Below are 11412 nucleotides of genomic sequence, written 5' to 3'. Positions count from 1 at the left end.
GCGATGACGGTTTTACAGTCAACATCTGCGCTGCCTGACAGACCGCTATCGCGAGCAAGCTCGCTCCCACAGGGTTTGTGTTAATGCCTGCTATTTGGCCAGCGGCCAAAACCGCTCGCCACCCCCCGGTGCATCCGTCCACGCCTGCAACGAACGCGTCGGCAGATCGAAATAATCCCGGGTTCGCGCATAGCCATGCCCACCCATGCGTCCGATCGCATCCAGCCCCAACTGATCGATGTACAGGGTTTTCGGGTCGATCAGTTCGTCACGCACATGCGCCATCAGCACTTCACCAAAGATGATCTCCCGGGATTGGCCGATGGACAGCGCCATCATCCGCCGGCACTCCAGCGCCACCGGGGCTTCGCCGATGCGCGGGCATTTGACCGTGGTGCCGGGGATGGCGGTGAGGCCGGCGGCGGTCAGTTCGTCGAAGCCGGGGGCGAAGGGCACGGCACAGACGTTCATGGCCTCCACCAGGGCGTCGCTGACGATGTTCACGGTGAATTCCTGATTGAGCTGGATATTGCGGGTGGTGTCCTTGGGGCTTTGGTCGCCGTAATTTTCCACGCCAAGGGCGAGGATGGGCGGATCGGCCGACAGCGCATTGAAAAAGCTGAACGGCGCCGCGTTGATCCGGCCTTCGCCGTCGACGGTGGTGACCAGAGCAATCGGTCGTGGCACGACGCTGCCGATCAGAATCTTGTATTTGTCCCGTGGGCTCAGTGTGCTGAAATCGAAGCTTTGCATGAGCAGAAATCTCTAAAGAAGTGGATCGATCGCGCTCAGTGGCGTGTGGGCGCTGTAGTCGTCGGCGAACGGGATGGCTGGCTGGAACAGGCTTTTCCAGTCCGGTTGGCCGAAGGCCCGGTCGCTGTGGCTGCGCATCAGTTTTTCGAATTGGCGTTGGGCCTGACGTTGCAGGGCGGGGTAGTCGACGCCCTCGACCTGGCCGTCCTGCATCACACAGCGGCCATCGATGTAGCTGGCGATGCAGTCGTCGCCGCGACCGGCCAGAACAAGATTCTTCAGCGGATCGAAAAGCGGCCCCAGGTGCATCCCGCGCAGATTGAACACAGTGATATCGGCCTTGCAGCCCGGTGCGAGGCGACCGATATCGTCGCGGCCCAGAGCCCTGGCGCCGCCGAGGGTTGCGGCGTTGTACATATCCAGTGTGCTGGTCAGCGAGTTGCCGCCCTCCATCAGTCGGGCGATGTTCAGGCCCTGGCGCATGTTGTCGAGCAAGTCCGCCGGCCAGGTGTCGGTACCGAGGGCGAAGTTGACGCCCTTGGCCCGATAGCGGCCAAACGAATTCAAGGCCTCTCCGTCCCGGGCAAACACCACCGGGCAATGCACCAGACTCGCGCCGCCATCCACCACACGATGCAGGTCGTCATCACCCTGGGTGTAGATGCCGTGGGGCAGCAGGCTGCGTGGGGTCAGCAGCCCAAGCTGCTGCAACCAGCCCAACGGCGAGGTGCCGCGCAGTTGCTCGACCATCGCCACTTCACCGAGGCCCTGGCAGCAGTGCAGGCGCATCGGTGCATTCAGTTCCCGGCTCAGCGCGGCGGTGCGTTGCAGCAGCGCCGGGGTGCAGGTCTGGATGCGATCGGGCAGCAGCGCACCACGAATCAGGCCGTTGTTCGCGCCGTCGAAATCCCGGAAAAACCGTTCGGCGGCGTCGAGGCCGGCCAGGCCCCGGGCTTCGTCCCAGTGGTGCGCCAGGGTGCCATCAGCGCGCCAGTAACTCATGCCGCTCATGTAGCAAGGGCCCAGATAAGTGCGCAGTCCCAACTCGGCCGCTACGCCGGCGACCGCCGCAAACTCGTCGTAGGTCTCGGCCCACTCGCGGTAATACATCGAGGTGATCGGCATGGCCGTGGTGATGCCGTTGCGGATCAGTTGCGTGAAGGCGTAGCGGTATTTGAAGACTTCTTCTTCGGGGCTGTAACTTTCCCGCGATCCACGCGCCAGATACTGCGCCGACCACATCCGGCCCATGTCGCGCTCGTCGCCGTTGTCCAGGGTCAGCACCGTGGAGTCGAGGTCGCCAAGGGCATCCAGATCAATGAAGCCGGGGCCGATCAACGCGTTGCCGTAATCGATCCACTGATCTACCGGGCCCGGATAACCGCGCCCGACAAACTCGATGCGCGAGCCTTCGAACACCACTTCACCGTCGCGCCACAGCACATGCTGCGTGCCGTCGAAGCCGACCACGCAACTGGCCCGCAAGCCGATGCGCTTCACAGACGGCTTTCCAGCAAACGACCACCCGCAGCGATCAAGCGACCCGCGCGATAGACTTGACGCGGCGGTCGCGAAACCACCGCTTCACCCAGCGTTTGCACGGGCATCAGCAGGAAGTCCGCTGGCTGGCCGACCTGCAGGCGATTGGCTGCGCAACCCAGCGCCTGGGCGCCGTTGACGGTCGCCGCCTCGAACGCCGCCGCGAGTTCTTCGTCCTTGTTCAAATCGAAGCGGAACGCCAGCAGCATCGCGCGCTCCAGCATGTCGCCGTTGCCCATGGGCGACCAGGCGTCACGAATGCCGTCCGAGCCCAGGCACAGATTCACGCCAGCTTCGCGCAGGGCCAGGAACGGCGGCACCGCGCAATCGGCCGGGGCCGAACTCATCAGCGAAATACCCAGTGTCGCCAGGCGCTCGGCCACAGGTAGGACCTGGCTCCATGGCAGCATGCCGAGGCAGTAGGCATGACTGATCATCACCTGGCCTTGGCGGCCGAAGCGCTCGGTGTAGTCGGCGATCAGGGCGATCTGCCACAGGCCCAGTTCGCCCTTGTCGTGCAGGTGAATGTCGACGCCACGGTCGAATTCGCTGGCCAGCTTGAAGACGAAATCCAGTTGGGCAATCGGGTCGTTGTCGATGCCGCACGGGTCCAGGCCACCGACGTTTTCCACGCCCAGGGCCATGGCTTCGCGCATCAGTTCGGCGGTGCCGGGGCGGCTGATCAGGCCGGTTTGCGGGAACACCACCAGTTGCAGGTCGATCAGGTCGCGGTAGTTTTCACGAAGTTGCTGCATGGCCTCGACATGACGCAGGCCGAATTCCGGATCGATGTCGACGTGGCAACGCATGGTCAGCGAGCCGCGGGCGATGCAGTTTTCCAGCAGGGCGCCGGCCCGTTGCGCAATCGGTGTGGTGACTTCGCGCAGGATGCGCCGTTCGTTGGCGATGTAGTCCTTGAGGGTCGGACCGGCGCTGTTGGGGCGCCAGGGCTGGCCCCAGAGGGTTTTGTCCAGGTGTACGTGGCTTTCCACCAGTGCGGGGGTGAGCAGTTGGTTCTGCCCGTCGATGTCGGTGGCGAGCAGTTCGGTAGTCGAGGCCGGGCGACGCTGGGTGAACCGGCCGTTTTCGATCAGCAGGTCTTCGGCGGGGGCGCCGTAGGGGCGCACGTTGCGCAGCCAGCGGGATTGGGTCATACAAACCTCATTCAGGTCTTTGAATTTTGTAGTGCCTGGGCCGGCCTCTTCGCGAGCAAGCCCGCTCCCACATTGTCCGTGTGAACATTGGAGATCCCTTGTGGGAGCGAGCTTGCTCGCGATGGCCGCGACTCGGTTTCAAGTCAAACAATCAGCCCTTGAGCTTGGCCCAGATCCGGTCCTGCAGCTCACGCGCCTTGTTGCTGCATTCCTTTTCCGGACGCAGGCGCGAGGCGAATTCGTCGGGCATGTTGATGGCATCCATCACCCGCCATTTGGCGTCGATCAGCTTGTCGCTCTGGATGCCGTTGGCGTAGGCGATGGCGTTGGACACGGCGGCGGCGTTTTCCGGTTTCATCATCCAGTCGATGAAAATCTTCGCGTTGCCGGGGTGTGGCGCGCTCTTGGGTACGGCGAAGTTGTCCTGGAACATCGCCAGGCCTTCCTTCGGATACACGTACTTGATGGTGCTCTTCTGCAGGGTGGCGCGGGCAGTGGAGCCGTTCCAGTTCTGCATCATGATCACTTCGCCGGAGGCCATGCGGTCGACGGTGTTGTCCGAGCTGTACATCTTCAGGAAGGGTTTCTGTTTTTGCAGCAGTTCGAGGATGCGCTTGGCGTCCTGAGGGTTTTCGCTGCACTCGTCGACATTCAGGTAGTGGCTGGCGGCGTTGATCACGCTGCTGGAGGTGTCGAGGGCCGCGAGCTGGCCTTGCAGTTCCTTGCGTGGCTCGAAGAACTCTTTCCACGAGTCATCGAGCTTGCCGCCGGGCACCCGGGCGCTGTCATAGGAGAACCCGGTGGTGCCCCACAGGTACGGTGCCGAGAACTTGCGGCCCGGGTCGAAGCTCGGGTCGCGGAATGCCGGTTTGACGTACTGGAAGTTGGGCAGGGCCGAGGCGTCGATTTCCAGCAGCAGGTTCTGGTTGATCAAAGTGCGCATGATCGATTGCGACGGCACGATCACGTCGTACGCCGCGCCGCCGGCCTGCAATTTGGCCAGCAGGGTTTCGTTGCTGTCGTAGCCGTCCATGGTGACCTTGATGCCGGTCTCCTTTTCGAACTTGGCCAGCAGGTCGACCGGGTAGTAATCGGTCCAGTTGTAGAAGAACAGTTCCTTGGGCTCTGCGGCCTGGGCGCTGGACGCAGCGAACGCGGTGAAGCAACTCAAGGCCAGACCGGCAACGGCGAAACTGGCAGCAGCAAAACGGGGGCTTTTCACTTTCTTGCTCATAAAGAAGTCTCCAGGCTCATTGTTGTTTGCCGCGCTGTCCCAGCCAGAAGGCCAGCACCACCAGCACGATGGATATCACCAGCATCAGGGTCGAAATCGCATTGATCTCCGGCGTCACGCCGGCCTTGATCGCCGAGAAGATGTACACCGGCAAGGTGGTTGAACCGGGACCTGCGACGAAGAAGGTCATGATGAAATCGTCGAGGCTGACCACGAACGCCAGCACCGAACCGGACAGCACCGCCGGCCACAGCAGCGGCAAGGTCACCCGGCGAAACACCTGCCAGGGGTTGGCGTACAGGTCGTTCGCCGCTTCCAGCAGGCTCTTGTCCAGGTCATTGAGCCGCGCACGGATCGGCAGGTAGGCAAAGGGGATGCAAAAACCGATGTGGGCGATGATCACCGTCAGCAGACCGAGCTTGATTCCCAGCGCCATGAACAGCAGCAGGGTGGCGACGGCCGTGACGATCTCCGGCAGGATCAGCGGCAGGTTGATCCCGCCTTCGACCATTTTCTGTCCGTAGAACGGCCGGTACGTCGCCAGCGCCGCGAGCAGGGCAATCGCGGTGGCGCAGACCGTAGCGATGCTGGCGACGATGATCGAGTTCAACGCCGCGGTCTGGATCGACGGGTTGGCCAGGATGCGTCCGTACCAGGCAAACGAGAACTCGGTCCACACCGTCGCCGAGCGGTTGGCGTTGAAGCTGTAGGCGATCAGCACGAAGATCGGCAGGTACAGATAGGCCAGCATCAACAGGCTGACTTCACGGGTCAGCGGCAGTTTCTTCAGGTGCAGGGCAATCATGCTTGGGCTCCTGGGCGTTGGGTCTTGGCGGCATTGCGGCTATAGAGGGCGTAGAGCACCAGGGACAGCAACATGATCCCCAGCAGCAGGAACGACAGCGAACTGCCCAGCGGCCAGTTGCGCGCAGTGCCGAACTGCTGCTGGATCAGGTTGCCGATCATCAGCGTCTTGCCGCCACCGAGGATCGCCGGGGTAATGAAGGCACCCAGGCTCGGCACGAACACCAGCAAGGCACCGGCAATCACCCCCGGCATCGACAGCGGCAAAATGATCCGCCGCAACGCATGCCAGCGATTGGCGCCCAGGTCGTAGGCGGCTTCCACCAGACGCCAGTCGAGTTTTTCCAGGGTGGAGTAGATCGGCAGGATCATGAACGGCAGGAAGCTGTACACCAGGCCGACGCTGACGGCGAAGTCGTTGTAGAGCAGGGTGATGCCGCCGGCCTGGGGGAACAGCGCGTTGAGGCTCTGGGCGACCCAGCCGTGTTCGCGCAGGATGATCAGCCAGGCATAGTTGCGGATCAGCAGGTTGGTCCAGAACGGGATGGTGATCAGCAATACCATCAGGTTGCGCCGGCGGGGCGTCAGGCTCGACATCCACAACGCCACCGGAAAGCCGAACAGGAAGCACAGGACCGTGGTGCCACCGGCCTGGAACACCGAACGCAGCAACGCCTGGGCGTAGACCCAGTTCAGTTCCAGTTCGCCGTCGAAACCTTCCTGGAAGAACAGCTGCACATAACTTTGCAATTGCCAGTCGGCCTGCCAGTCGACGCCGCCATAGACGTTGCGCGGCAGCAGGCTGATGTAGCCCATGATGCCCAGCGGAATGGCGATCAGGGCCAGCAGGGTCAGGACGACCGGGCTGAGCAACAGCGCGCGGTTGAGGGCCGGGGAAGTGCTGCTGACGCTCATCTCAGGCCTCCATCAACAGGCAGGCGTGGGGCGGCAGGTTGACCGCGACGCGATCGCCCACCACCCGCCCGTGGTTCAGGCCTTCGTTGTTCTCGCGCAGCATGACCTTGATGTCGTTGTTCAATCGGCACTGATAGAGCGTGGCCGTGCCGACGTACAGCACGGCCTCGATCACGCCGCGCAGGTGATGGGGCTGCGACGGCTCGACCAGTTGCGAACGTTCGGGGCGGAACGCCAGTTGCACCTTGCTGCCGTCAAAGCCCTGGGCCGGGCAGGGGATTTCCACGGGCATGCCGTTGGGCACGAAGAGCTTTTCGTTCTGCTGGCCGCGTTTGAGGTGCCCGGGGAGGAAGTTGATGTCGCCGATGAATTGCGCGACGAACTGATGCTGCGGACGCTCATAGATTTCGTTGGGCGTGCCGATTTGCAGGATCTTGCCGGCGGACATCACGGCAATGCGATCGGACAGGGTCAGCGCTTCTTCCTGATCGTGGGTGACGAAAATGAAGGTGATCCCGGCCTCTTTTTGCACGCGCTTGAGTTCGACCTGCATTTCCTTGCGCAGCTTGAGGTCCAGCGCCGACAGCGGTTCATCGAGCAACAGCACTTTCGGTTTCGGCGCCAGGGCCCGGGCCAGAGCCACCCGTTGCTGTTGGCCGCCGGACAATTCGGCCGGTTTGCGTTTGGCCAGGTGCTGCATTTGCACCAGCGCGAGCATTTCCTCGACCCGCTGCGGGATCAGTTTGCGATCAAGGCCCTGCATCTCGAGGCCGAAGGCGATATTCTGCGCAACACTCATGTGCGGAAACAGCGCGTAACTCTGGAACACCGTGTTGACCCGACGCTTGAACGGCGGCAAATCGTTGACCGGCTCGCCCGCGAGGCGGATCTCACCGTCGCTGACGTGCTCGAAGCCGGCAATGGTGCGCAGCAGGGTGGTCTTGCCACAGCCCGAGGGGCCGAGCAGGGTGAAGAATTCGTTGTCAGCGATGTCGACGGAAACATTGTCGAGGGCTGGTGCCAGCCCAGGGTCGTCGGAATATCGCTTGGAGACGTTTCGCACTTCAATTGCAACTGGATGACCCATAATGGTGCATTCCTCTAATTATTGTATGCAAAATCTGGATGCAATTTAGAAATACCCGGATTAATCTGCTCGTGCAAGCCCCTTTTTCGAAGGCTGATCATTCGCCAGGGTTGTTTGCACAGGGCGCAAGGAGTTGATGAATGGCGGAAAAGAAACTGGAAACCACGGTCGACCGCGTCTACCAAGGGGTTTACGAGGCGATCAGCAAGCGTTCGTTGCGTCCGGGGATGAAGCTGGGCGAAGCCTCGCTGGCCGAGCTGTTCAACGTCAGCCGCACGTCTGTGCGGGCCGCGCTCAAGCAGTTGGAGGCCGATGGGTTGGTCACCACCGAGCCCAATAAAGGTGCATCGGTGTCATTGCCCAGTGACGAGGAGATCCGCTCACTGTTCGAAACCCGGCGCCTGGTCGAGATCGGCATCGTCAGTGAACTGTGCCGTCGCCGCGATACGGCGGTGACCCAGGATCTGCGCGATCACCTGCTGCTGGAAGATGAAGCGCATCAAAGCGGTGATCACGAACGGCTGATTCACCTGCTCGGCGAGTTCCACATCAAGCTGGCCCGCAGCCTGAACAACCCGGTGCTGCTCGACTGGTTCCAGAAGCTGATTTCCCGGGCCTCGCTGTATGCCGCCGCGCTCGATGACGACAGCCACGAAGCCTGCCGCGACGATGAACACCTGCGGTTGATCGAGTACATCGAAGCGGGCAACCAGAGCGCGGCCATCGAGCTGACCTGCATGCATTTGAATGGCATCGAGAAGGCCATTCTCGATGTCGCAGCGACCCTGAAAAGCAGTTACAACCCGCTCAAGCATTTGATTGAGGTGTAGTGCACGGTCTCTCGGTTACTGAGGACCAAAATGTGGGAGCGGGCTTGCTCGCGAAAGCGGTGTATCAGCAGACGAATATGTTGAATGACACACCGCTTTCGCGAGCAAGCCCGCTCCCACAGGGGATCTCCGGTGGCCCGCCAGAATCAGCTATACCTCTATGAAAAGAATCGCGTGCAGCATGCTCGAAACAAACGGGTGCCATTTACCGGGATAGAGCCAGCCGATGCAGTTTCTAGCGGATAGCCACGGGTGTGCCGGGTGGAGCGGCGAAATGGCCGGGCGCATTCGTGCGTTCGATTGGAGCCGGACCGAACTGGGTCCGCTCGACTCATGGTCCAGGAGCCTGAGCAGCGCGGTGCAGTTGATGCTCGCCTCGCCGCTGCCGATGGTGATGCTCTGGGGCCAGTCCGGGTACATGATCTATAACGACGCTTATTCCAAGTTTGCCGGTGGGCGTCATCCGTACCTGCTCGGCTCCGCCGTGGAACTGGGTTGGCCAGAAGTCGCCGAATTCAATCGCCACGTGGTCGACACCTGCCTGGCGGGCGGCACCTTGTCCTATCGCAACAAAGAACTGGTGCTGCTGCGTGACGGGGTTCCGGAAGATGTCTGGATGGACCTCTACTACAGCCCGGTAGCCGACGATGACGGACGCCCGGCCGGGGTCATGGCCATGGTGGTGGAAACCACGGATCGGGTGATCTCCGAACGTCGGCGACAGGCGGCTGAAAACGCCTACCGCGCCGACAACGAACGGGTGCGCCTGGCGCTGAACGCCGGTGCATTGCTCGGCTCTTTTGTCTGGGACATCAAGGCCAACGTGCTGTCGGGCGATGAGCGTTTTGCCCGCACGTTTTCCTATCCCCTCGGGCAAGACCTGGAAAACCTGTCCCAGGAAATCGCAGAAAGCCGCATCCATCCAGATGACCGCAGCTGGGTCCGGGAACGCGTCAAATTGTCGGTGGAGACGGGCGAGCCCTATAACGTCGAATACCGGATTCGGCGCCCCGACGGCAGTTACCTCTGGGTACTCGCCAGTGGCTGTTGCGAGTTCAATGAACAGGGCGAGGCGTTTCGTTTCCCCGGCGTGCTGATCGACATCCACGAACGCAAGACCGCCGAAGAGTCCCTGCTCAAGTTCACCCGCAACCTGGAGCACCGGGTGGCCGACGAGGTCGAGGCGCGGCTGGCGGCGGAAGAACAATTGCGCCAGTCACAGAAGCTGGAAGCCATCGGCGGCCTCACCGGCGGTGTGGCCCATGACTTCAACAACCTGTTGCAAGTGATCGCCGGCAACCTGCACTTGCTGGCGCGCCATGAGCGAGGTAACGCCAATGTGCAGCGCCGGGTCTCGGCGTCGATTGCCGCTGTCGAGCGCGGTGCCAAGCTGTCCTCGCAATTGCTCGCGTTCGCCCGCCGCCAACCCTTGTCGCCCGCGGTCTTCACATTGCGGCAGATTTTCGATGGCCTGGCGGAGTTGTTGCTGCGTGCCCTGGGTGAAACCCTTCAGGTTCACATGACGGCACCCGAAGATTCCTGGAATGTGTTTGTTGATCGCAACCAACTGGAAAACGCCATTCTCAATCTGGCGATCAATGCCCGTGACGCCCTTCAAGGCGAGGGCAGGATTGACCTGTGCGCGGAAAACATCGTCCTCGATCGCAAGTTTTGCGCCGGTAGGGGCATATCCCCGGGGGACTATGTGCGGGTGTCCGTGACGGATACCGGTGTCGGCATGCCGCCGCAGGTGCTGGCCCAGGTGTTCGAGCCATTCTTCACCACCAAGGCCGATGGACAGGGCACCGGTTTGGGTTTGAGCATGGTGTTTGGCTTCGTCAAACAGAGTGGCGGTCATATCGAAATCGCCAGTGACGTGGGGCGGGGGACCCGGGTGCAGTTGTACTTTCCGCGCACCTTGCGCGCGGTACCCAGTGAAACGCCGGGCCCCGATATGCCGCAACGGGGCGGGCACGAACGCATCCTGGTGGTCGAGGACAATGAGGCCGTGAGAGTGTCGGCGGTGGAGTTGTTGTGCGAGGAGGGCTATCAAGTCCTCACGGCCACCAACGCAGACGCTGCCATGCAAATGTTGCTGGAAGGGGTGACGGTGGACCTGATATTCACCGACGTGGTCATGCCCGGCCTGATCAAGAGTTCGGACCTGGCGGCCTGGGCGAAGGTGCAGGAGCCGCCGGTGGCGGTGCTGTTCACTTCGGGGCATACCCGCGACATCATCTCGCGCAATCACCAGCTTAGCCCGGATACCCATTTGCTCAGCAAACCCTACAGTCCTGAAGCGTTGACGCAAATGGTGCGGACCGTTCTTAACGGGTGACAAGGCCAGCGATGGCGCGGCGCAGCGTCAGTCAGCTATGAGGGCCAGGTAACGCACGTTGAGTCTGTCCATCGGTGATTCTCCACACAGGTTTTCAAAGGTGATCGAGTGATCGTTAACCGGTGGAGGCGGCGGTGCAGACAAAGGTTTTATCGCATTTGCGACAGGACGACGAACGGGCACCGCTGGTCTGACAGATGGTCGACAGAACGGGCCAACCGAGGCCATTCTGATAGTTGGTGAACGCAATCAGTCGGCGTTTGCTACCGATTAACAAACGGAGGTGTTCCATGCCGGTGCCCCATGACCTTTTTCAGGATCTGAGTTGCACAAAGGAAGAAATCCAGCAGAAACGCACCAAGGATCCGTTACTGGATTCACTGATCAACAAGTATTCCCTGGCTGATGCCGAAGTGGTGAAAGCGGAGGAAGCCAAATCCAGCGATGATGCGGTGACGAAGCTCAAGGCGAAGCGCTTGGAGGTCAAGGACAAGATCGTCAAACAACTCCAGTTACGGTCCTGATCCAGCGTGCCTGACACCGACGATCGGTGACTGGAAAGTTGGAAGGACCACCAGAACCGGCACCTCGAATGCTCAGAGACCGATATTACGGCTCTCAACGAGGTGCCTCACGACCCGGCCCGAATATCCCGGTGAACTGAACGCTGTCCCCTGTGGGAGCGGGCTTGCTCGCGAATGGGGCCTGCCAGTCAATGTCGATGTTGAATGTGCTGACGCCTTCGCGAGCAAGCCCGC

Annotated in this window: 11 protein-coding genes; 3 read left to right on the top strand and 8 right to left on the bottom strand. The window is 61.5% G+C overall.

Features of this window, described 5'->3' with window-relative positions:
• Positions 1 to 90 precede the first annotated feature (90 nt).
• The 7 genes from BSF40_RS22570 to BSF40_RS22540 all read right to left on the bottom strand — a co-directional run bounded on the left by BSF40_RS22570 (position 91) and on the right by BSF40_RS22540 (position 7486).
• Positions 91 to 753 (bottom strand): flavin reductase family protein, encoded by a 663-nt coding sequence (locus BSF40_RS22570; protein WP_007973324.1) that lies wholly within the window; start codon positions 751 to 753, stop codon positions 91 to 93.
• Positions 754 to 765: 12 nt separating this feature from the next.
• Entirely contained in the window at positions 766 to 2253 is a 1488-nt protein-coding gene (locus tag BSF40_RS22565) for an amidohydrolase family protein (RefSeq protein WP_095966818.1), read from the bottom strand.
• A complete protein-coding gene (locus BSF40_RS22560; protein WP_095966817.1) occupies positions 2250 to 3446 on the bottom strand; it encodes an amidohydrolase family protein in 1197 nt (398 codons plus the stop codon). Before BSF40_RS22560 ends, BSF40_RS22565 begins: the two co-directional genes overlap by 4 nt.
• Positions 3447 to 3597: 151 nt before the next feature.
• Positions 3598 to 4680, bottom strand: coding sequence for an extracellular solute-binding protein (locus BSF40_RS22555; RefSeq protein WP_095966816.1), 1083 nt, complete (start codon positions 4678 to 4680; stop codon positions 3598 to 3600).
• Positions 4681 to 4696: 16 nt separating this feature from the next.
• Positions 4697 to 5485 (bottom strand): ABC transporter permease, encoded by a 789-nt coding sequence (locus tag BSF40_RS22550; protein ID WP_007973320.1) that lies wholly within the window; start codon positions 5483 to 5485, stop codon positions 4697 to 4699.
• Positions 5482 to 6399, bottom strand: coding sequence for an ABC transporter permease (locus BSF40_RS22545; RefSeq protein WP_015094870.1), 918 nt, complete (start codon positions 6397 to 6399; stop codon positions 5482 to 5484). Before BSF40_RS22545 ends, BSF40_RS22550 begins: the two co-directional genes overlap by 4 nt.
• Position 6400: 1 nt before the next feature.
• Positions 6401 to 7486: an ABC transporter ATP-binding protein gene (locus BSF40_RS22540; RefSeq protein WP_015094871.1), complete on the bottom strand. Its 1086-nt coding sequence runs from the start codon at positions 7484 to 7486 to the stop codon at positions 6401 to 6403.
• Between the two features lie 140 nt (positions 7487 to 7626).
• Between BSF40_RS22540 and BSF40_RS22535 the strand changes: the two genes are divergently transcribed.
• Together BSF40_RS22535 and BSF40_RS22530 are read left to right on the top strand one after the other, a co-directional pair.
• Positions 7627 to 8316 carry a GntR family transcriptional regulator gene (locus tag BSF40_RS22535; protein WP_095966815.1) on the top strand — a complete coding sequence of 230 codons (690 nt, stop codon included), beginning with the start codon at positions 7627 to 7629 and terminating at the stop codon, positions 8314 to 8316.
• 226 nt (positions 8317 to 8542) lie between these two features.
• The gene (locus tag BSF40_RS22530) at positions 8543 to 10654 is read left to right on the top strand and encodes a PAS domain-containing sensor histidine kinase (RefSeq protein WP_095966814.1); all 2112 of its coding nucleotides are present in this window, start codon (positions 8543 to 8545) and stop codon (positions 10652 to 10654) included.
• Positions 10655 to 10769: 115 nt separating this feature from the next.
• On the opposite strand, the gene BSF40_RS32755 is transcribed toward BSF40_RS22530, so the two are convergent.
• Positions 10770 to 10946, bottom strand: a complete 177-nt coding sequence (locus tag BSF40_RS32755; RefSeq protein WP_158247832.1) for a hypothetical protein — start codon at positions 10944 to 10946, stop codon at positions 10770 to 10772.
• Between BSF40_RS32755 and BSF40_RS22525 the strand changes: the two genes are divergently transcribed.
• Positions 10945 to 11178 carry a DUF465 domain-containing protein gene (locus BSF40_RS22525; RefSeq protein ID WP_095966813.1) on the top strand — a complete coding sequence of 78 codons (234 nt, stop codon included), beginning with the start codon at positions 10945 to 10947 and terminating at the stop codon, positions 11176 to 11178. The genes BSF40_RS32755 and BSF40_RS22525 overlap by 2 nt on opposite strands.
• The last annotated feature ends 234 nt before the right edge of the window (positions 11179 to 11412 follow it).

The sequence above is a fragment of the Pseudomonas sp. ACN5 genome (genome assembly GCF_002303975.1).
In the GTDB taxonomy this organism is placed as follows: domain Bacteria; phylum Pseudomonadota; class Gammaproteobacteria; order Pseudomonadales; family Pseudomonadaceae; genus Aquipseudomonas; species Aquipseudomonas laurylsulfatiphila.
This window is presented reverse-complemented; position numbering and strand designations above follow the sequence as displayed.